Annotated in this window: 12 protein-coding genes and 1 pseudogene; 9 read left to right on the forward strand and 4 right to left on the reverse strand. The window is 61.2% G+C overall.

The window, feature by feature from the left end; all coding sequences use genetic code 11:
• Positions 1 to 48 precede the first annotated feature (48 nt).
• The 3 genes from ASD87_RS17210 to ASD87_RS27125 all read right to left on the reverse strand — a co-directional run bounded on the left by ASD87_RS17210 (position 49) and on the right by ASD87_RS27125 (position 2,843).
• Positions 49 to 1,902 (reverse strand): dipeptide ABC transporter ATP-binding protein, encoded by a 1,854-nt coding sequence (locus tag ASD87_RS17210; RefSeq protein ID WP_056324069.1) that lies wholly within the window; start codon positions 1,900 to 1,902, stop codon positions 49 to 51.
• Positions 1,903 to 1,910: 8 nt separating this feature from the next.
• Complete coding sequence (locus tag ASD87_RS17215) at positions 1,911 to 2,423, reverse strand: winged helix DNA-binding protein (RefSeq protein ID WP_056324071.1); 513 nt, start codon at positions 2,421 to 2,423, stop codon at positions 1,911 to 1,913.
• Between the two features lie 216 nt (positions 2,424 to 2,639).
• A complete protein-coding gene (locus ASD87_RS27125; protein ID WP_162256780.1) occupies positions 2,640 to 2,843 on the reverse strand; it encodes a hypothetical protein in 204 nt (67 codons plus the stop codon).
• Between ASD87_RS27125 and ASD87_RS17220 the strand changes: the two genes are divergently transcribed.
• From ASD87_RS17220 to ASD87_RS17240, 9 genes and pseudogenes are all read left to right on the forward strand, one after another.
• A complete protein-coding gene (locus ASD87_RS17220; RefSeq protein ID WP_056324075.1) occupies positions 2,813 to 4,531 on the forward strand; it encodes a ShlB/FhaC/HecB family hemolysin secretion/activation protein in 1,719 nt (572 codons plus the stop codon). The genes ASD87_RS27125 and ASD87_RS17220 overlap by 31 nt on opposite strands.
• A gap of 25 nt (positions 4,532 to 4,556) precedes the next feature.
• Positions 4,557 to 15,212 carry a hemagglutinin repeat-containing protein gene (locus ASD87_RS17225; protein WP_056324078.1) on the forward strand — a complete coding sequence of 3,552 codons (10,656 nt, stop codon included), beginning with the start codon at positions 4,557 to 4,559 and terminating at the stop codon, positions 15,210 to 15,212.
• An 8-nt stretch (positions 15,213 to 15,220) separates the two neighbouring features.
• A complete protein-coding gene (locus ASD87_RS26965) occupies positions 15,221 to 15,673 on the forward strand; it encodes a hypothetical protein (protein WP_156403444.1) in 453 nt (150 codons plus the stop codon).
• A gap of 353 nt (positions 15,674 to 16,026) precedes the next feature.
• A complete protein-coding gene (locus ASD87_RS26970) occupies positions 16,027 to 16,413 on the forward strand; it encodes a hypothetical protein (RefSeq protein WP_156403445.1) in 387 nt (128 codons plus the stop codon).
• A 65-nt stretch (positions 16,414 to 16,478) separates the two neighbouring features.
• A complete protein-coding gene (locus ASD87_RS26640) occupies positions 16,479 to 16,736 on the forward strand; it encodes a colicin immunity protein (protein ID WP_235512738.1) in 258 nt (85 codons plus the stop codon).
• A gap of 162 nt (positions 16,737 to 16,898) precedes the next feature.
• On the forward strand, positions 16,899 to 17,024 hold the full coding sequence (locus ASD87_RS27510) for a hypothetical protein (RefSeq protein ID WP_255357266.1): 126 nt from the start codon (positions 16,899 to 16,901) through the stop codon (positions 17,022 to 17,024).
• Between the two features lie 837 nt (positions 17,025 to 17,861).
• Positions 17,862 to 18,948, forward strand: a pseudogene (locus ASD87_RS17235) (IS3 family transposase).
• A gap of 18 nt (positions 18,949 to 18,966) precedes the next feature.
• Positions 18,967 to 19,179 (forward strand): ribonuclease domain-containing protein, encoded by a 213-nt coding sequence (locus ASD87_RS27610; protein ID WP_082586326.1) that lies wholly within the window; start codon positions 18,967 to 18,969, stop codon positions 19,177 to 19,179.
• A gap of 5 nt (positions 19,180 to 19,184) precedes the next feature.
• Positions 19,185 to 19,472: a barstar family protein gene (locus ASD87_RS17240; protein WP_056324086.1), complete on the forward strand. Its 288-nt coding sequence runs from the start codon at positions 19,185 to 19,187 to the stop codon at positions 19,470 to 19,472.
• Positions 19,473 to 20,730: 1,258 nt separating this feature from the next.
• Here ASD87_RS17240 and ASD87_RS17245 read toward each other — a convergent pair.
• Positions 20,731 to 21,981 (reverse strand): IS256 family transposase, encoded by a 1,251-nt coding sequence (locus tag ASD87_RS17245; RefSeq protein ID WP_056324088.1) that lies wholly within the window; start codon positions 21,979 to 21,981, stop codon positions 20,731 to 20,733.
• Positions 21,982 to 22,022 lie beyond the last annotated feature (41 nt).

Genomic DNA, 22,022 nt, shown 5'->3' on the forward strand with positions numbered 1-22,022 from the left:
CGCCTCCAGGGACGGGAAATCGGGTCGGACCGACGGATAAAAGGGGTTTCAGGCGGCGCGGGCGACCTGATGGCCGGGCGCGAACTCAAAGAGAGGAACAATCGTGGGCTCATCGCCCACGCGGCGCACCGGGCTGGGGATCTCGCCCTCGATCAGGGAAGTGTCGATGTGGCGGCCGGGCTCGGCCACCGGCACCGCCGCAAGCAGCTTGCGCGTGTAGGCGTGCTGCGGCGATTCGAAGATCTGGCGGCGCGTGCCCAGTTCGACGATCTGGCCCAGGTACAGCACCGCGACGCGGTGGCTCACCTTTTCCACCACCGCCATGTCGTGCGTAATGAACAGGTACGACAGTCCGCGATCCTTTTGCAGATCCATCAGCAGGTTCAGGATCTGCGCCTGAATCGACACGTCCAACGCCGACACGGACTCGTCCGCGATGATCAGTTTGGGATTGCTGGCCAGCGCGCGCGCGATGCACACCCGCTGGCGCTGGCCGCCCGAGAACTCGTGCGGATAACGCGTGGCGTGCTCGGGCTTCAGGCCCACCTGTTCCAGCAGCTCGCCCACGCGCCGCGCGATGGCGTCTTCGCCGCTCAGCAGGCCATGCGTGCGGATCGGCTCGGCGATGCTGAAGGCCACGGTCTTGCGCGGGTCCAGCGACGCATACGGATCCTGGAAGATGTATTGGATCTCCTGGCGCAGGCGCTGGCGTCCCGCGCTGTCCATCGAGAAAATGTCCTGCCCGTTGTAGCGCACCGCGCCGGACGTGGGCGCCACGAGCTGCTGCAAGGTCTTGCCAATGGTGGACTTGCCGCTGCCCGATTCGCCCACCAGCGCCAGCGTCTCGCCGGGATAGACGTCAAAACTGACCTGCTCGACCGCATGCACCCGGTGTGTGACGCGGCCGAACAGGTTGTGGCCAACGTCAAAGCGCGTGGTCAGCTTGTCCACGCGCAGCACCGGTTCGTCGTAGCGTGCGGTGTCCTGTTCGCGGGTCTCGCCCACCTCGCGCAGCATGTCGCCTTCCAGCACGGTCTGCGGCGTGCGCAGCGGCAGGTCGCGGCCCGTCAGGCTGCCCAGGCGCGGCACGGCGGCCAGCAGCGCGCGCGTGTAGGGATGCTTGGGCGCGTTGAAGATTTCCTGCACCGTGCCTTGCTCGACCTTCTTGCCGCGCAGCATGACGACCACGTCGTCCGCCATCTCGGCCACCACGCCCATGTCGTGGGTAATGAAGATCACCGCGGTGCCCAGGTCGCGCTGCAGTTCGCGGATGGTGTTCAGGATCTGCGCCTGAATCGTGACGTCCAGCGCCGTCGTCGGCTCGTCGGCGATCAACAGGCGCGGCTGGCACGACAGCGCCATCGCGATCATCACGCGCTGGCGCATGCCGCCCGACAACTGGTGCGGATAGCGGTCCAGCAGCTGTTCGGCATCAGGCAGGCGCACCTTTTCCAGCAGCTTGCGCGCCGACTGGCGCGCCGCCGAACGCGACAGCTGCTGGTGCAGCATGATCGCCTCGACGATCTGGTCGCCGATGGTGAACACGGGATTGAGCGACGTCATCGGCTCCTGGAAGATCATTGCGATGTCGTTGCCGCGGATCGCGCGCATCTGTTCATCGCTGGCTTGGGTCAGGTCGACCTCGCGATCGTCGCTACCGCGGAACAGGATCTGGCCGGTCGAAATGCGGCCGCCGCTGTAGTCAGTCAGGCGCATGATCGCCATCGACGTCACGGATTTGCCTGAACCGGATTCGCCCACGATCGCCAGCGTGCGGCCGGGCCGCACGTCGAAATCCAGGTTGTCGACGGCGCGAAACCCGCCGGTGTCGGTATTGAAATCGACCGATACGCCGCGCACGGACAGCAGCGGGGCGGGGGCGGAAACAGGAATGCTAGACAACGTGGTTCTCACAGCGAGGTGGCCGCGCGGGCGGCCTGGTCGTACAGGCCCGAAAGGGCACGCAAGGTATTGGCCAGTTGATGACTGGCGTTGTCGGCGGCGGGGGAGTCGATGAACGGTTTGACGAGGCACTGCTCGCGCACTTCGGCGTAGCGCTGGATGGCGGCCGCGCCGGCGTCGGTGGTGGTGTAGATCACTTCCTTGCCCGTCTTGGCGCTTTGGACGACGCCTAGGCGCTCCAGCTTCTTGAGCGAGTAATTCACCAGGTGGGTGTCTTCGACATTGAGCGTGAAGCAGATGTCGGCCAGTTTCTTGCCCCGGCCCCGATGGAATACGTGGTTGAGCACCAGGATATCCAGCGACGTCAGTTCGGGCAGCCCCGCACACGCCATGCAGCGCACCATCCAGCGGTTGAACGCATGCGACGCAATGATCAGGCCGAATTCGACCTCGGACAGCTCTGGCGCGGAAGACGCAAGGTGGGAAGACGAAACGATGGCGTCCCGAACGGATACAGACATGGGCAAGGCGGGCAAAGGGACGGATCAACGACAAAACGTTGGCGAATTATTGACGATTTGTAGTTATGCCGGCATTCGGGTTAACCCGGCCCGATATTTCAGAGTTCTCTGATTTCTGCCGTTTCGCCAGCGTTTTACAAAGGCGGCTGATGTAGATGCCTACGCACCCGTTCGAAGTCGATTTGTTACGTGTCCGAGTTCCGTCTTTAAGAAATATCAATAAAAGACGGCAATGGTCGGCATACGGACGGCAAAACGTCGCAATGGTGCGGAATTCAACCAAGAAACAATAGATATATATTGTAATAAACGGTATTGCGCGGCAAAATTCAGCCCCAATCGATCAACAGGAGACGACGCACGGCGGTTGGCCGAAAGCGTCCAGACGTATGAGCGGATCGCAGCATTTTCACGGAGCATGGTTGATTTGGGCGGCGCTTTGCGCCGGAGCGGGCATCAGTTCGGCGTGGGCGCAACCCGCCCCTGAGGCCGCACAGCGCGCCACAGAAATCCAGCGCCGGCAGGAGCAGGAAATCGACGCTCAACGCGCGCGGGCGGCCGAGCGTCCCGACGTGCTGTCGGCGCCCTCCGGGGCCCAGCCGGGCGGGTTGGCCCTTCCGCCCGAAACCCCGTGCTTCGTCTTGCGGGAAGTCATCTGGGAAGGCGCCGAGCCGCCGGATCTCCTGGCGCGCGCCACGGCCATCGTGCTGGGCGAATGCGTGGGCGGCCGCGGGTTGCGGGCGCTTCAAGAACACCTGATCGGCTTGCTGATCGACGACGGCCTGGTCACCGCGCGCGTCGTCGTGCCCGAGCAGTCACTTGCGGACGGGTCGCTGACGCTGCGTTATCTGCCAGGCCGCATTTCCGCTGTTCAAAGCCAGGACGGCATCGGTTGGTGGCGCACGGCGTTGCCCACCGGCCCGGGCGGCGAACTGAATCAGCGTGATCTGGACCAGGCGCTTGAGAACATGCGGCGGCTGGGCAGTCAGGCCGATGCCGCCATCGATATCGCGCCCGGTCCCGAACTGGGCGACTCGGACATTCTCATCAAGCCCGGCACCGGCAAGCGCTGGCATGGCTACCTGGGTGGCGACAACGGCGGCATGGATACGGTGGGCAAGTATCAACTCAATGCCGGCCTGACCCTGGATTCCCCGCTGTTCCTTTACGACCAGTTGTCGGTCTCGTGGAACAGCAATGCGCACTGGCGCGACGCCGACTCCCACACGCGCGCCGCTTCCATCAACTACAACGTGCCGTTCGGCTACTGGACCGTCTTCGCGGGCGCCAGCAAATCCACATACCGCCAGACGGTCGCCGGCTTCGAAGAACCCATCGTCTACGGCGGCACCACCAAGCAGATCCAGGCAGGCGTATCGGTCGTGCCGTACCGGGGCACCTCCTACAAGGGCAACCTGTCACTCACCGTGCTGCGCAAGCGCACCGACAGCACCCTGAACGACGTGGCCATCGACGTTCAGCGCCGCGACGTCACGGGCTACGAGATCGGCTACGGGCATCGCCATTACGTCGGCCAGGCCGTGCTGGACATCGGCGGCGGCGTGCGCGGCACGCTGCCTCAGTTCTCCGACGAGCCCGGCTACATCTACGGCGACCCGGACTGGAACGGGCGCAGCACGATTCTTACCGCCAACGCGGGCGCTTATCTGCCGTTCCAGGTTGCCGGGCAAACGCTTGCCTATCAGGCCAACTGGCAGATCCAGCACGCCAAGACGGCCATTGTGCCGGCTGACTACTTCACGATCGGCAACCGCTACGCCGTGCGCGGCTTCGATGGCCAGATGACGCTCGCCGCCGAAGATGGCTGGACGCTGCGCAACGATCTGTCGTTCAACCTGGACGATCTGACCGGCCTTGCCGGCCAGCAGCTCTATACCGGCTTGGACGTCGGGCGGGTGGGCGGCCCGTCCGCCGAGTACCTGTCCGGCCGGACGCTGGTCGGCGCGGTCGCAGGCCTGCGTGGCCGTCTGTCCATTCCCCATGTCAGCGCCAGCTACGACCTCTCGGCCGGCTGGCCGCTCAAGAAACCCGAATCGCTCAAAACCGCGTCCACCGTCTTCGCGATGGCCGTGATGCTCGAGTTCTAAATCCGCTGTTCCCCGTCAGGTGCGCATGATGTCCAAGCTTCGTTCGTTGATTGTCTGGTCCATCGTCTTCACGCAGGTCTGGACGCCCGTGCTGGCGCAGACGCTGCCGATCTCCGTCGACAGGAACGTGGCCGGGCAAAAGCCGACCGTGGGCGTCACCAACGGCGTGCCGGTCGTCAACATCGCGCCGCCGTCGGCGGGCGGCGTGTCCAACAACCGCTACACGCAGTTCAACGTGGGACCGTCCGGCGTGGTGCTGAACAACAGCGGCGGCGCCAGCCAGACGCAACTGGCCGGCCAGGTGGCCGGCAATGTCATGTTGGGCAACCAGCGCGCCACCACCATCCTGAACCAGGTCACCGCGCCCAACCCGTCGCAACTGATGGGCACGCTTGAAGTCGCGGGCAATCGCGCCAATGTCATCGTCGCCAATCCGGCAGGCATCACCTGCAACGGTTGCGGCTTTCTGAACGCCGATCGCGCCACGCTGACCACGGGCCGTCCGCAGGTGGGGCCTGACGGCAACATCGCGCTGGAAGTTGCCGGCGGCAAGCTGCGCGTCGAAGGCCAGGGGCTGAACGGCACCGCCACCAGCCAGGTCGACCTCATCGCGCGGACGCTGGAAATCAACGCCGGCGTCTGGGCCGACCGGCTCAACGCCACGGCGGGTGCGGCGCGCGTGGATTACGCCACCGGCAACGCGACCGCTGGCACCGGCGAGGGCCCGGCGCCCGTCGTGGCGCTGGACACCGCGGCGCTGGGCGGCATGTACGCCAACAGCATCCGGCTGATCGGCACCGAGGCGGGCGTCGGCGTGAACGTGGGCGGCAACCTGGTTGCACTGACCGGCGACCTGGAAGTCAGCGCATCGGGCGACGTCCGTATCGCGCCCAGCGCCGCCGTGCAGGCGGCGCGGGATCTGCGCCTGGCATCCGGGCGTGACGTGTCGGTGGACGGCGCCGCGCAAGCCGCGGGCAACGTGGCGCTGGCCGCCGGCGGCAATGCCGCGATCACGGGGGCGGTCGGCGCGGGCGGTTCGATCGATGTGAACGCGGCAGGCAACGTAAGCGTCGCCGCGCAAGCCTCGGTGCAGACGCAGGGCGCGCTTCGCGTCGCGGCCGGACAGGACCTGTCGTTGGGCGGCACGCTGCTGATGGGCGGACAAGACGTGCGGGTTGAATCCGCGCGGAATGTGCGGATCGGCGGCGACATCGCGCCGGGAGGGACGCCGCCGGGCAGTGGCGCAGGCACGGGGAACGCGGGCTCCGGTGGTTCGAGTTCCGGTTCGGGCTCCGGCTCCGGGTCGGCGGCGGGCGGTTCGAACGCGGGCAACGGCGGCGCGGCGGGCACCGCCACCGGCGCGGCGCAAGTCGGCACGAATTCCAGCGGTCTGGTCACCGCAGCAGGCGCGGTAGCGCTCAAGGCGGGCCGCGACATGGTGCTGCCTGGCCAAGTCACCGCCGCGGGCGCGTTGCATGCGCAGGCTGGCGGCGACCTGACGACGGGGGCGACCGCTCAGATTCAATCAGGGGGACCCGCCCAGATACGTGCAAGCGCGGACCTGAACCTGGGCGGACTTGTCGGCGCGCGCGGCGACTTGTCGCTGATGGCCGGGCGCGACGCACGGGTGACGGGCAAGGGGTCTGCCACCGGCCGCATCGGCATCGACGCGGCGCGCGATCTGCGCATGGACGCGCCCGCCCAGTGGGACGCCGAAGGCGAGATTGCCGCCAAGGCGGGCGCCGGCATGACGCTGGCTGGCACGCTCCGCGCCAACGGCAACACTGCGCTGACGGCGGGCCAGACGCTGGCGGTCAACGGCACGATCACGGCCGCGTCCGGCAGCATGACGGTCTTGACCGACGGCGACGTCGCCCTCGGCGCGAATGCACAGTTGGCGGCGGCCGGTCCCGTTGGCCTGACGGCTGGCGGCAGCCTGCAAAGCCTGGGTAAGGTCACGTCGCTGAAAGACCTGTCGATGCAGGCGGCGCGCGACATGACGCTTGATGGCGCAACGCTCGCGACTGGCGATCTGCAGGTGCAGGCGGGCGAAACTCTCGCCACATCTTCCGCCTCACGCCAGCAAGCGGACGGGTCGGTGACGGCCATGGCAGGCGACGCGTCGCTGGCGGGCGCCCTCATCGCGGGCCAATCCGCGCAGATCACTACGCAAGACAGTCTGCGGGTGGACGGCACGCTACTGGCCGACGCTGGCACGCTTCAGGCCGCCAGCGGCGGCGACATGACGCTCGGCTCGGCCAGCACCCTGCAGGCCGCGCAGCAATTGACGGCCCAGGCTGGCGGCAACCTGCTCGCAAATGGCGCCCTCTCCGGTGAAGCCGACATTCATCTTTCCGCAGATTCCCGCGCCGAACTGAACGGCAAGACGGTCGCCAACGGCACCCTGCGCGCCGAAGCGGGCACGGACCTGACGGTGGGCCAGGGCGGGCTGGCGCAAGGCAACGCCAATCTTTTCCTCGGCGCAGGCCAGGACCTGCGCGTCGCTGGCACCGCAGGCACCGCGGAGCCTGCTGCGGGTCAGGCAGGCCTGCTGCAAGCCCAGGCTGCCCGGGATCTCTTTGTGACCGGCCTCGTCACGGCGGGCACGCCCGCGAGCCTGACGGCACAGCGCAATTTGGGCGTCGACGGCACCGTGGCGGCGCTTGCCGGCAACCTGACCGCCGACGCGGGCGGGCAATTGCGCGTCGGCGCCACCGGCCGCATGCAGGCCGCGCAGAACCTCATCGCGCAATCGGGCGCCGACCTGGCGTCCGACGGCGTCATCGTCGCGGGCGGCGGCCTGACGCTGGCGGCGACCGGCGATGCGCGTCTGGGCGGCACGGCTGCTGCGCTGGGCGAGGCGGGCGCGGGCAATTTGCTGGTTACCGGGCGCGATGTGATCGCCAAGCAGGGCGCGCAGTTGCAGGCGGCGGGCACCCTCACGGCGCAAGCCCAACGCGACGTCAGCGCCGCCGGAGCGTTGGCGTCCGTGGGCGACATGATGCTGTCGGCCGCGCGCGATGCGCGCGTGGACGGCACCGCCGCCAGCGATGCGAACCTGACCCTGACCGGCCGCAACGTCGCGGTCGGTGCGGCAGGCCTGGCGCAAGCCGCCGGCACGCTCACGTCCACCGCGCAAGGCACATTGCTTGCCGCCGGCAGCATGCTGGCAGGCATCACGCAAACCCTCAGCGCGGGCAGTGGCATGACCCTCAACGGCACCGTGGCCGCGTTGGAAGGCGACCTGAAGCTGGAGACGCAAAACGGCAATCTCGACACGGGTTCTGCGTCCAGCCTGCAAGCGGGCGCAGCGCTGACCGCCACCGCGGGCGGCGCGCTGAACCTCATGGGTTCGGCTGCCGCCGGACAAGCCATGACGCTGCGCGCGGGCGGCGACGCCACGCTGGGCGGCGTCGCGGCCACCCAGGCCGGCAACGTCACCATCGATGCCCAGGGCGCGCTCTCAACCACGGCCGACGGCCGCATCCAATCCGCCGCGGATATCGGCCTCCGGTCCGGCAGCCTCTTGAAGAACGCAGGCATTGTGTCCGCGGCAGGCGCAGCCTCCCTGCTGTCAGATACCGGCCTGACCAACACCGGCTCGGTGCTCGCGGGTGGCGACGTCACCGCCACGGCAAAAAGCGCGCTGAACAACAGCGGCCGCTTCATCGCTGGTGTCGGCGAGGACGGCACGCTCAGTCTGCCCGGCAGCGTCAACTTGACCGCAGCCTTCATCACGCACCCGGGCATCAGCGCGGCCGGCAAGGACATGACCCTGGCCGCAGGCGGTATGGATATGTCCGGCGGCAACGTCTCGGCCGTCGGCAAGCTCGGGCTCACAACCTCCGGCGACATCACCACGCGCAACGCCGTCCTGCACGGCGGCAGCGTCGACATCGCCGCCTCCAACTTGCGCAATCAAGACGGCAAGATCACGTCTGCCAGTGAGGCCGTCGTCAAACTGGGCGGCGAACTGGATAACACCGCCGGCCTGATCGCCGCTGCGGGCGATGCACGCATCGACGCCGCGCGTATTGGCAATGCCGGCGGCACGCTGGCGGGCGCGAATCTCACCTTGGTTGCGACCGGCACCGTCGACAACCAGGGCGGCCTGATTCAGGCCGACGACACCCTGACCCTGAACGCCGCCAGCCTGGACAACCGCGCCACGCTGACCGCATCCGGATCGCCGCCCAAAGGCGTGCTGGCCAAAACGGCCACCATCGTCGCCGGCGGCATCAACAACCAGTCCGGCGCCATCAGCGCGGGCCAAGACCTGACGCTGGATACCGGCGATCTGGACAACACCGGCGGCAACATCGCCGCTGAGCGCTACGCGACCATCAAGGCCGCAATGCTGAAGAACCACCAGGGCAAGTTGCTGGCCGGCGAACGCCTCGCGGTCACGATCCAGGCGCTGCAAGGCCTGGGCCTGCTCCAATCCGCGCAGGACCTGTCCTTCACCTACACCGGATCGCTCAACCAGACCGGCGACCTCGCCGCCGGCCGCGACCTGACGATGTCGGTCGGCGGCAACATGGACAACAGCGCCACCGTCAGCGCCGGCCGTGACCTGACCATCACGGCCAACGCGCTCAACAACCAGGCCAGCGGCGAACTGCTGGCCGGACGCAACAACACCATCAACGTCACCAACGGCCTCACGAACTCGGGCCTTATCGACGGCGGCGCGACCCACATCAACGCAGGTCGCGTCGACAACTTCGGCCGCATCTACGGCAACACCATCGCTATCCGTGCGGGAGAAATCGTCAACGGAGCAGGGCCCGGCGGCGGCGCGGTCATCGCGTCCCGCGGCGATCTGGATATCGGCGTGGGTTCGCTCGTGAATCGCGAACATGGGCTGATCTACGCGGCCGGGGATATGCGCATCGGGAGCGCGCTGGACGCGAATCGCAAGGCTATCGGGCAGGCTGCGTCGCTCGTCAATGCGTCGGCGACGATTGAGGCTGCAGGGAACGCGGTGATTTCCGCGGTGTCGCTGCAGAACATCAATACGAACTACGCCAGCGAAGTTGTGCCGGTGTTGACCGTGCCGAAGGTGTACGTGACGCCGGCGGGCTCCACCGAAATGTACGACATGGAATCCAACTGGTTCTGCGTCAAAGACCGCCCAAGGTGCGAAAAGGGCATCGACCTTCTTGAAAACGACTCCCAGCACGGGTTCTTGCTTCCGTCCGACAACTATCCCGCCTCTCGATATGGTCCTCCCTTCGATTACGCGCCTTGGTACACGGGCATTACGGATGATGAGGGTCCCATCGCACGGGTGGAGGTTCCGCGCAGAATTCATTGTTCAATCACGAATGACATCGAAGTTTGTACGCCCGAAACTCGGTTTGGGGACAACTGGGTGTACCCGCCGGTTACGCACCCGTACGGTACCGATGAGCGAGTCTGGGCCGTCTTCGGTGTGACGCCGCCGGTTGGCCCGGAGCCGCAGTGGGTACCGCGAGATCCTCCATGCCGCGCGAACGACGGCGCTTGCTATGCGGCGGAAAAAGTCCGACGGCAGGCCTACGAAGAAGCGCATTACGCTTACAAGGTGCCGTTCGATGAGCTGGATGCGCGCATAGCGGCGTTCAATCTGGATTTCCAGAATCGCATGAGGTACACCCTCACGATCTACGACGTCCAGGAAACCGTCACCGAAACCCGCACCATCTCATCGGATCCTGGAAAGATTCTGTCTGGCGGCGCCATGACGCTCGTCGGGACCGTCACCAACGATAAGAGCCAGATCGCGGCTGGCGGCACGCTGTCGGTAAGCGGGCCGGCCATCAACAATATTGGAGCGGGAGGCGAGCGCGTGGTGACGCGCGTTGGCCGCGCCATCTTGTCCCAGCCGAGCGGCAGAAAGCGCAAGGAACACATTGAGGACTACAACCGCACCCTCGCCGCCGAAGCCATCGAGCTGCCCGTCGGTACCTCCGGTGGCAACCTGTCGGTCTCACTCAGCGGCGCGGCGCCTGGCGCCAACGGCGCCACCGCAACCGGTCCCGTACTGGTTGCCAGCCTTGGTCTGCCCGGCGGCAACGTCGTGCGCACCGTCTCCAACCCGGCCACGATTCCCGACAGCCAACTCTTCGCCGTCAGCGGTACACCCGATGCCCCCTACGTCGTTGCAACCGACCCGCGTTTCATCGGCAACCACGAGTCCGTTTCCAGCGACTACCTGTTCGGCCTCCTGCAACAGCCCGGCGCACCGGTCGGCAACGCGGGCGCTTCCGGCGCCATCAAGACGGGCTTGGGCAACACCCCCGGAGGTCTTAACGCCCTGATTCCCGCCGGCGCAAAATTCCTCACGCCGTCCGGCGAACCCCGCCGCCTGGGCGACGGCTTCTACGAACAGAAACTCGTCTCCGACCAGATCCTCGCCACCACCGGCCAGCGCTTCCTGGACGGCTTTGGCGACAACGACAGCCAGTACAAGCAACTGCTCGCCAATGGTGCGCAGTTCGCCCTGACCAACGGCATCAAACTCGGCGCCGCGCTCACCGACGCCCAGCAACGCCAGCTCACCACCGACCTGGTCTGGCTGGTCGAGCAGACCATCACGCTGCCCGACGGCACCACCGAGACAGTGCTAGTCCCGCAGGTCTACCTCTTGGTGCGCGAAGGCGACCTGAAGGGCGACGGCACCCTCATGGCCGGCCGCGACGTCAAGCTCGCCGCCGACGGCGATATCACCAACAGCGGCACCATCGGCGCGCGCGATGCCACCGTCATGACCGCCGCCAACATCGTCAACCAGGCCGGCGGCCGGATCCAGGGCGCCATCGTCGACCTCGCCGCACGCGAAGACCTGATCAACCTGGTCTCGCTCATCAAGGGCGACAACGTCGCCCTGTCGGCAGGCCGCGACATCGCGCTTACGTCCACCTCCGCCTCGGAGAACAACGGCGCCACCTGGGGTTCGTACGTCTCGGGCGTGTCCCGCGTCGACGCCGGCAACCTCAGCATGCAAGCAGGCCGCGACATCAACCTGACGGCCGCGCAAGTCACCGCCACGGAAGACGCACGCCTGCAAGCGGGTCGCGACATCAACCTGGCCACACTGCAGGAAAGCCACGGCGAATCCCTGGTCCGCAACAAGAAGAACCGTCACGACCTGAGCACCAGCTCGGAAGTCGGTTCGTCCATTGCGGCGGATGGCAACCTTACGCTGATTGCCGGGCAGGACGTCAATGCGCGTGCCGCGGACGTGACGGCGGGCGAACAGCTGGCCGTGGGTGCCGGACGAGATATCAACCTGATGGCGGGCGTGCAGACCGGCTCGGCGTATGACGAAAGTCACTACACGAAAAAAGGGTTCATGTCGTCGAAGACGACGCACATCAAAAAGGCAGTTGACTGGGAGCAGTCCCTGGCCACTACCTTTACCGGCGACTCCGCTGTTCTGATGGCAGGGCGTGACCTGAATGTATCGGGCTCGAACGTTGGCGCGCAAATGGACTTGGTGCTGTCCGCCGAGCGCGACGTCAACATCCTAGCCGGTCAGAACGCCCAGGACAGCTACGACTACAAGATGGTCAAGAAGTCCGGCTTTGGCGCGATGGGTGGTCTTAGCTACGGTTCCAGAAAACAGACGGACTCGCTCGACAGCAAAAAGGTATTCCACAACGCCAGCACCGTTGGCAGCGTTGAAGGCGGTGTCCTGATCAACGCCGGCAACGCGCTGAGCATCACGGGCAGCAACGTCATTGCACGCCAGGGCGATATCACCTTGATCGGAAAAGAGGTGAACATCGGAGCGGCATTTGACACCACGCAGGAAAGGGAATTTCACGAGATCAAGCAGTCTGGGCTGACCCTTACTGCCAGCACTCCAATCGCCGATGCCGTGCAGACGGGCGTGCGCATGGCTGATGCTGCGGGTAAAACGGACAACTCTGTGATGAAGGGGCTGGCGGGCGCGACGACTGCATTGGCAGCCGTCAACGCGTACGATGCCGTCCAGCAAGCGGCCAATGTGAAGGACGCCAATGCGGTCCAGCAAGCCGGCGGCGTCAGCATCAAGCTCAGCCTAGGCAGCAGCAAGAGCAGCAGCACAACCGACCGCAACGCCTCAAGCGCCTTTGGGTCGACCGTTGCCGCAGGCAAGGATCTGACCGTCGTTGCGCAAGGCGCGGGCAAGGACTCGAACATCACGGTCACCGGCTCCACGCTGTCGGCTGGCAACAACGCGGTGCTCAAAGCCGAAGGCGACATCGTGCTGGAGGCCGCGCGCAACGTCTTCGAGCAAAAGACCACCAGCAAGAGTAGCAGCGCCAGTATCGGTATCGGGTACTCCTCCGGCGGGCAGCAAAACGGCTTCACGCTTGAACTTGGCGCTTCGGTGGGTCGAGGCAACGCCAACGGCAAGGACGAAAGCTGGACCAACACCAACGTGACCGCCGGCAATGTCTTGGCGATCCAGTCCGGCGGCGACACCACGCTAAAGGGTGCGGCCGCCAAGGCAGATCAGATCATCGCGTCAGTCGGCGGCAATCTCTTGCTGGAGAGCTTGCAAGACAGCAGCAAGTACGACTCGAAGAACAAGAGTGCGGGTTTTGGCATAAGCCTGTGCATCCCACCATATTGCGTAGGGTCGAGCAGCATCTCGGCCAATGCCAGCACGGGCAAGATCAACAGCAACTTCAAGACCGTGACTGAGCAAGCCGGCTTGTGGGCGGGCGATGGCGGCTTCCTGATCGACGTCAAGAACAACACCACGCTCATCGGCGGCGTCATTGCCAGCAGCGACAAGGCGGTCGCCGACGGCCTTAACAAGCTGACCACGGGAACACTGGTCACTGAAGATCTCAAGAACACGGCGCGCTACAGCGGCAGTCAGGTGTCCATCGGGGGCGGGTTTGGGTTTGGCGGGAAGTCAGGCGACTCGGACTTGGGTACCACCAAGGGCGGCCAAGTCGCAGGGGGCGCGTCCAAAGATGCGGGCACGTCCGTTTCCACGGGCAGTAGCGGCTTTGGAATGGGCACCCCGATCGTGGTCGCGGCAAGCGGCAACAGCAGTTCCACGACGCAAAGCGGCATCAGCGGCGGGACGATCGTCATTCGTGATGAAGCGGGGCAACTGGCGTTGACCGGTAAGACGGCTGCAGAGACGATTGCGGGGTTGAACCGGGATACGTCGGACACGTTGAATGCGCTCCAGCCGATCTTTGACAAGGAGAAGATCGAGGCGGGGTTTGAAATTGCGTCGGAAGCCCAGCGGCAGATGGGGCAGTTTTTGACGAATCGGGCGAAGGAAGCGGATGCGTTGGAAAGCGAACTGGCCAACGAGCTAAAGAAAGTGGGCGGCGGTGATCCTGTACGCATCGCCGGACTAGCCGATGCGCTGGAAGACGCAGCGAAGTGGGGACCAACTGGCGAATATCGATTGATTGCCACAGCGATCCTGGGTGGTGCGGCAGGCAACGTTACAGGCGGCGCTTCCGAATTCGCTCGAGCCAGCGCTGTGAATTACCTGCAGGGACTAACGACTCAGCAGGTAAAACTCTACGCCGATATGTTGGGAGATGGCGCTGAGGCGCAGGCCGCTCGCGCGGCACTGCATACGGTGGTGGGCTGCGCGGCCGGTGCCGCACGCGGTGATGGCTGTGGGGCGTCCGCCTTGGGGGCTGGTGCGGCATCGGTGTTGAACGCGCTTCTGGACGCAGCCAGCGGAAAAGCCGGGTCAGCGCTGTCTCGTGAGGACAAGGAGGCTCGTAACAACTTGGTTTCCGTGCTGTTGGCGGGAGTGTCTGTCGGATTGGGGGCGGACGTTGCCACAGTGGTTAGCAGTGCAAGGTTGGAGACAGAGAACAACGGTGTAGGGACTCTGTTAAAGCGGGGAGGGATGGCGGGCTTGAGTGCTTGTTTCCGTTCGCCAACTTGCCGTGAAACGGTGCTCAGTCCAGCACAATATTTGACGATCAACCTTCTGGCGGCCGAACTAATGGCCAAGACGCCGGGGCTGCAGGACAACCAAGCGCTATTGCTTGCGGTGACGAAAATCATCGCAGGTGATGTGCCGGAGGGTTTGCCGGGACGGCCGGGCGAACCAATTCCACCGGTCGGGCTTCCGCCAAGTGACGGCACCGGCAAGATTCCGGAGACACAGTTGCCCGGTCAGTCGGGGCAAATACCCAACGTGGGCGGTGTGCCGGGGCAGGAGAATAATGGGCCGACAGGCGGGATGATAATGCCGTCGCCGCTGCCAGAACAGCAGGGCTTACAAATCATCCTCAATGAAATCGAGAGTGATGCGTGGGGAGATGTAAGTAATAATGGCCTCCCCGGCATCGACAGACCATTTCGAGAGCCAAATGAGGCATTTCCGCCAAATCAAAAGATTCTTGAAGTAATGAGTGGCTCTTACGTCCAGGGGATGGTGTCGAACGTTAGCTGCGTCGATTGTTCGGATATAGCGCAGTATTTGTACGAATCGGCTGGTGGTGAGGGATATATCTTTAAGGTAACTCCATCTGTTCGCAACAATTTAAACGTTTACGAAAATGGAAACGTTGAAGAACGTCAAAGTTACCATCAGGTTTATTCGGATGGCAGGTACGTGTACGACCCTCGCGTGTCCTCCAATCCGATACCAAAAGGGGATTGGGTGCAGTTGATTAATGGTACAAATCCAGGCGGAGTTAAGATGACGGTGCTTAAATAGGAGGTTACGTGAAACGACTTGCTGATGGTAATGAGTTGTGTGATGTAATCCGAAAGTTTGCAGATCTTGAGTGGAGTAAATATCAGTCGCGTGTGGTAGAGCTGGTTTTTAAAAATGGAAGAATGTACAGGAGTGACAACTCAGCGATGCCGCCATATACGACGATTCGATTTAAGGATAAAGACAATCATCTGGTTGATAAGCTGAAACAGGCAATTGATAGCTATAACGGTAGTGTGAAATGGATTATGTTTCCCCACCAGCGGGTGAGCTTTCCTAACGTTAATTGGGTTATTGAACCGGCGTTTGTTGCTCAAACGATTGAAAGTGAGGCAAGCGGGGCGGCAACAAATCCGCAGAAGTATATGGCCGAGCATTATCCCGACTTTGCTAGGTTAGCGTATGCGGACTTGCCGAATTTGGCGAAGCATGTGGAATCGATTTTGGGAAATGAGTTCTAGGCGTTGGATTGTATTAATAGCTATCGTAAGCTCCCCCCTTGACAAGGTCCGCGAGCAACTAGAGTTCCAGCAGACATTCGGTCAGTTGGGGACGCAGATTGCAGGGATGTTCAGAAGGATCTGAAAAAGGATGAGCCGGATCTTGGGGCAGGGAAAACCTGGCGCGTTTGCGCTCCATGCCGCGGTTGGGGGACTTGGTGCCGCGCTGGGAGGGAATGTTGCTGGAGCAATGGCAGGGACGATTGCAGGCGAAGTAGCCACCAGCTCGGTGCGCGAGCAAGGCGACTCGCGGTCGCAGGTATGTCAGGGCGAAAATGGACCAGGCCACGAAGGTGTGGGGAATGCCCGGGTGCTTGAAGAGATTGTTTGAATTGTTGGAATTAGAAGTCCGAAAGTCCGCCCCAAAAGATCCTATACGCATCGCCGGACTAGCCGATGCGCTGGAAGACGCAGCGAAGGGGAGGCCAACTGGCGAATATCGTTTGATTGCCACAGCGATCCTGGGTGGTGCGGCAGGCAACGTTACAGGCGGCGCTTCCGAATTCGCTCGGGCCAGCGCTGTGAATTACCTGCAGGGACTAACGACTCAGCAGGTAAAACTCTACGCCGATATGTTGGGAGATGGCGCTGAAGCGGATGCCGCTCGCGCGGCACTGCATACGGTGGTGGGCTGCGTGGCCGGTGCCGCACGCGGTGATGGCTGTGGGCAGTCCGCCTTGAGTGGAGATGAGTTGTTATGAAAGGTGATCGCCGGCGGATATATGATTCCATGGAGGACTTTTTCAATCTTGATGGGAGCATCTTGATGAAACTAACGCCCGGGGCAGCCATTTCGGTGTGCGCGACTGCGGAAACTCGCGAGCTTTTTGTGCTTCGGATAGAAGGAGGGATGTGGCGCCGCCCCGGGTTTGAGGCGAGAGTAGATTGCATTTGGGATGGGGTTCCAAATTGCATAAACACGGGTCAAGCAAAATTGAACAATCAAGCTGCGGCCGCATTTATTCGGTCGAGGTCGGACATGCACGACGTTTTTCTATTAACTGTTGGTAAGGTAATGGTTTGAAAAAGCAGAGCCGGCGCTTTGAATTTTAGGCCTGGGCATAGTAGCTGTCTTAGTCGATAGATCTTATTTGCACGCTCACGGATTCAGTTTTCTGGTCATGGGGGCTGCGGCGAGTTCTGTGCTTGCGAAGCTGGTCGGCACGGCTGCGGGGATGAGCTGTCCTTGGAGGAGCGCGAAGCACGGGGTGATTTGATCGCCAGTATTGTGGCCGGTATGTCCGAAGCAATTGCTGTGGTTTCAACAACCAGCACTATTGCTGCAGTGACCGAGTTGACGAACACCACCTGACTCTGTCCGAGCTTAAGCTGTTTGAAGCGGACGCCTCTACCTGCGAAGCGGCCACCAAGTGTGGTCAAGTACAGCAAAAGTTTCTCGATCTCAGTACAGAGGCTCCGGAAGTCTTGATAGCTGATGCAATAGATGTAGCGTTTGACAAGGCTCCGCGGACTTGGAAAACGCCAGCAGGCCTAGACTATGGAGAAAGGTCGGTTCAAGGAATCAGAGTTTTGCATGTTTTAGAGCATGCGTAAGCCGAACCCGGCCAAGACGACGCATAGCGTCTTTAGTATGGACAGAAAAGAAATATTAGGCGTTGTCGATGAAGCGTGGCTGAAGAAAGGTAGTCCCGTAGTAGGGGATCCGGGTGCATATGTTGTCCCGATGGGCCGACCGATTGGCACTTCGGGAGAAACGAGTATTAAAATTATTGTGCGGCCTGGGACCAATCAGGTAATTACCGCCTATCCTGCTAAGTAGAGAGGATTTATATGTTGTGTCCGAGGTGTGGGCAGGGAGATATTGTCAAGGCAAGGATTATAGCTGGCGACACTTGCTTGTTCGTATGTCAAGAGTGCGAGGCCTCATGGTTTTTATACGAAGATATTGGGGTTAAGGGCTTTGTCGACTTTGGGACTTATATGGAAAGTTTAGGGCTGAAACCATTATGGAGTGAGGTCCAAATCATCCCAGAGTAGATGACCTGTATCGAGATGAAGCCACAATTGGCACCGGAAGCAACGCGGATGCGGTGAGAGTTGAACTTGCGACAGGGGGGCGAAACGGTAATCCCCCCCGTAAAAGCGATGAGGTCAGAAGTAGAACTTTTTCGTTGAGGAGTTCTACCGCATGAAGAAGTCGAGATGTACGGATGGCCAGATCATTGAAGCCATCAAGCGCGTGGACGCAGGTCTTGCCGTTCCTGAGCGGTGCCGAGAGATGGGCATCAGCTCGGCTACGTTCTACAAGTGGCCTTCCAAGTACGGCGGCATGGACGTATCTCTGATGGCGCGCACGAAGGAGCTGGAGGCCGAGAACGCTTAGCTACGCAGGGTGTGCATCGAGGAGAAGCTTATGGCTGAGATCGTAACGGAGGCGCTAGAAAAAAAGTGGTGAGGCCATCTCGCCGCCGCGAGATGGCCCAACGTGCAGTGCAGGATCGCGGCGAAGCAATCCGGATGGCCTGCGAGGCGTTCAAGGTCAGCCAGACTTGTTCTCGGTACGTTATCAAAGCGGACGCTGAGAACGAGGAGATCGCCAACTGGCTACTACGTCTGACCGACAACCACCGCAACTGGGGCTTTGGTCCGTGCTTCCTTTATCTGCGCAATGTTCGAGGCTTCGGCTGGAACCACAAGCGTGTGTACTGGATCTATCGAGAGCTCGAACTGAACCTGCATATCAAGCCGTCCAAACGGCTGATGCAGCAGACACCTGAGCCACTGACCGTGCCCACCAACGTGAACCAGGTATGGTCCATGGACCTCATGCATGACCAGCTTGCCGATGGGCGCAGCATCCGCGTGTTCAACGTGATTGACGATTTCAACCGCGAGGCGCTGGGCATTGAGGTTGACTTCTCGTTGCCGTCCGAGCGCGTGATCTGCACACTCAAGCAGATCATCGGCTGGCGGGGAAAGCCCTTGGCCATTCGGTGCGATAACGGACCCGAATATCTGAGCGCGGCAATTGTCGAGTGGGCCGGGGCATGGGGCATAAAACTCGAATATATCCAGCCGGGCAAGCCACAGCAGATTGCCTACGTCGAACGGTTCAACAGCACCGTGCGTTACGAATGGCTATCCCAATATCATTGGGACGATATAGATCACGTGCACCGCGTCGCCACGCAGTGGATGTGGTCCTACAATCACGGACACCCAAATATGGCTCTGGGCGATTTACCCCAAAACAGCGGTTAGCCATGGCCGCGTAGCGTTTCTACTTCTGGCGATTGCTAAAAATAGGGGGGTTACCATTTTTAAACTCTGAGCGAATTCTTCCCTCCGCGCCTGGTCGGACTTGGTTTGAAACAGATATAGGAATTAATAATCTGAGCTCTAGAGGAAGTCAACGTGGCACTCGATTGATGTACTCGAATGATGGGCTTCTATACATTACAACGGATCACTACAAGACTGTTACGCCTGTCGGGAAATGGAGATAAATAATATGGAAATAAAAATAGAAGGTTCAAAAGTTTTTTCAGATAAAGATTTTCACTATCAATTGGCCAAAGACCTCGGCGTGCAACAATTCTATGGTCACAACTTGGACGCGTTGTGGGATCTGTTGTCCGTCGGCGTGGAACGGCCGCTGATGCTAATTTGGAAAGATCACGCTCTATATGAAGCTCGTTCAAAAAGCAACTACGCGAAGATCATTGATGTTTTGAATAGAGTGAAGGCTCAAGATGAACGCTTGAATTTGAAATTCAAATTCACGTACGTCCTGGACTGAGAATTTGATTGTTATGAATAAGAGTATGAAGGGTCTTGCGCTTGGAGATAGGGCATGCGTAACGGATTATCCCCTGTTGCCAGCGGATCTGAAGAAGATTGTGGACGAAGGATTCATTAAAAAAAAATGAGTGCTATTTTTTTAAAAGATTTATGTCCGATGGAGGAAATTTGTCTGCGGCTCTCGTGCGCCATAAGTTTGGAGATTTTGTTGGATATGAGATTTCAAAAAACACAGTCCATATCGATGACTTTGCCAATGACCGAAGCCTGAGTGTGGGGCTGGCATTTTGCTGGGAATTCTCATAACGTTGGGGCTTATGGTCCAAGGTGCCGTGTGAAGTAGTTCTTGCGTCAAAAGAAGGCGAGTTTGGTGAGGATACTACCTTCAGGTTTTATGTGCCAAGAGTTGGTGAAGAGTATATGGACTTTGAAAGAATAGATGATTTGGATGAAGCTATTATGGTTGTCGATGTGCTCCCCGGAGGTGACACGGACTCTTTGAGATTAAAAAAATATTGAGCCTTGCAGGTTCGCAGTAAGTGAAATCGAGGCAGGCAGCGGCCGCTGAGGTCAAACCCGTGGAGAGGTGAGCAAAACAGTGCAAGGCATGAATGTCATGTCGAACGTTCTGTGGGTCGTGTCGAACCCCAAAAATTATGTTGTCGAGAAAGCAGGCTTCGTATCTAGGTTTGGCTGATCAACACAGTCGCTAGCGATAGAGTGCATAGCACTGGAGACTTTGCTCTAATGACGTTAATTTACTAAAATATGAAAAAACACTCGTCAGATAAATGGCCCGAAACCTTGAAATCTGTATTGATCAGAGACGGTAATTTCAAGCCGTTCTTTCGGTTTTTGTTTGTAGTTGTTGGTGTCGCTATCATTTTTTTGGATTTGAATGTCTGGCGCACAGGTTGGTTGAACATCCTCGGGTTTGTGATGGGCGGAATAGGGGGATATTCTGCGAGGGCGCATTCGCTGGGTATTAAGCCCTTTGAGCCGTCTCCCTATCCAGACGGATGGTTAAAGAAACGGAGGGCAGCCAAAGCCGTAAGTGAGAGTGATCCCGAAAGGCCGGATCTGTAGTTGTACGTACTGTGGAGGATGTCCCACAGATAATCCCGTTCCATGCGCTCTGGTCGCCTGAGCAATTCTTTTCGTACCTCTCGCGAAGTATGAACCGGGAGTGTCAGTATTTTTGTGTTTGAGGCGTTAGAAGCCTGATAGTTGTTTCTATCAGGCTTATTGATGCTATCTCAGCGATACGGGTCGGTGAAGCGTTCTGCATAAATCACGGCGAACTGGTTCATAGCGGCCTTCCAGTCGTGCGTGGCGCTGCCCCAGGCTCCGGTGATGTTGCGCAAGACCAGCCACAGTAGCTTGGTGGCGGCTTCGTCGCTTGGGAAGTGACCTCGCGTTTTCACCGCGCGGCGCAGTTGGGCATTAATGCTCTCGATCGCATTGGTGGTGTAAATCACCTTGCGGATCGCCGGTGGGAACGTAAAGAACGGGATCACACGGTCCCAGGCCCGGCGCCATGCGTCAGCGATCGGGGCGTAGCGCTGGCCCCAAGGGCCTTGCTCGAACTGCACGAGCGCGGCCAGCGCTGCCTCCACGGTCGCTGCCGTGTAGATCGGCCTTAGCGCCGCAGCCACCGTGCGGCGCTCCTTCCAGCTGGCGTATTCCAGGCTGGAGCGGATCAGGTGCACGATGCAAGTCTGCAGCGTCGTGGCCGGGAACACCGCATTCAGCGCCCGCTCCATGCCCTTTAGACCGTCAGTGACAGCGATCAGGATGTCCTGCGTGCCACGGGTCTTGAGCTCGTTGAACACCTTCATCCAGAACTTGGCGCCCTCAGTCTGCTCGATCCACAGGCCCAGGATGTCGCGCGTGCCGTCTGGCAACACCGCCAGCGCCAAGTACACGGCCTTGTTGCGCACCACGCCGTCCTCGCGGATCTTGACCCGCAGCGCGTCGAAGAACACCACCGGATACATCGTCTCCAGAGGCCGCGTTTGCCAGGCCGTGACCTCGTCCATCACCGCGTCGGTCACCGAGCTGACAAACTCCGGCGAGACTTCCGTGCCGTACTGCTCGAGCAGAAACCCTTGGATCTCGCGCACCGTCATGCCGCGGGCGTACATGGCGATGATCTTGTCGTCGAACCCGGTAAAGCGGCGCTCGTGCTTGGGGATCAGGATCGGGGCGAAGCTGCCATCGCGGTCGCGTGGGATCTCCACCCGCAGCGGCCCGTCATCGGTCAGGACTGTCTTGGAACTCTTGCCGTTGCGTTGATTGGTGGCCTGCTCGGGGCGCTCGCCGCCCGCCGGATAGCCCAGGTGGTGGCCCAATTCCGCTCCCAGGGCCCGTTCGATCAGCGCCTTCTTGAACGCCATCGACAGGTTCTGCACCGCCTCGGCGGTCATAGGGCCTTTGACGAATTGATCAACCAACTCTGCGGGAATCGCCGGCAGTTCCCTCAGCGGTGTCTTTTTCTTGGTAGCCATACATGCTCCTTGAGCAACATGTTAGGCCCCAAACACAAAAT

The sequence above is a fragment of the Achromobacter sp. Root170 genome (assembly GCF_001428165.1).
GTDB lineage: Bacteria > Pseudomonadota > Gammaproteobacteria > Burkholderiales > Burkholderiaceae_B > Achromobacter > Achromobacter mucicolens.

What these genes read in the sequence shown, in the direction of transcription:
- ASD87_RS17215 (WP_056324071.1), bottom strand. Translation starts at nt 2,423, where the DNA reads ATGTCTGTATCCGTTCGGGACGCCATCGTTTCGTCTTCCCACCTTGCG.
- ASD87_RS17220 (WP_056324075.1), top strand. Translation starts at nt 2,813, where the DNA reads ATGAGCGGATCGCAGCATTTTCACGGAGCATGGTTGATTTGGGCGGCG.
- ASD87_RS27125 (WP_162256780.1), bottom strand. Translation starts at nt 2,843, where the DNA reads ATGCTCCGTGAAAATGCTGCGATCCGCTCATACGTCTGGACGCTTTCG.
- ASD87_RS17225 (WP_056324078.1), top strand. Translation starts at nt 4,557, where the DNA reads ATGATGTCCAAGCTTCGTTCGTTGATTGTCTGGTCCATCGTCTTCACG.
- ASD87_RS26640 (WP_235512738.1), top strand. Translation starts at nt 16,479, where the DNA reads ATGAAACTAACGCCCGGGGCAGCCATTTCGGTGTGCGCGACTGCGGAA.
- ASD87_RS17240 (WP_056324086.1), top strand. Translation starts at nt 19,185, where the DNA reads ATGGAAATAAAAATAGAAGGTTCAAAAGTTTTTTCAGATAAAGATTTT.
- ASD87_RS17245 (WP_056324088.1), bottom strand. Translation starts at nt 21,981, where the DNA reads ATGGCTACCAAGAAAAAGACACCGCTGAGGGAACTGCCGGCGATTCCC.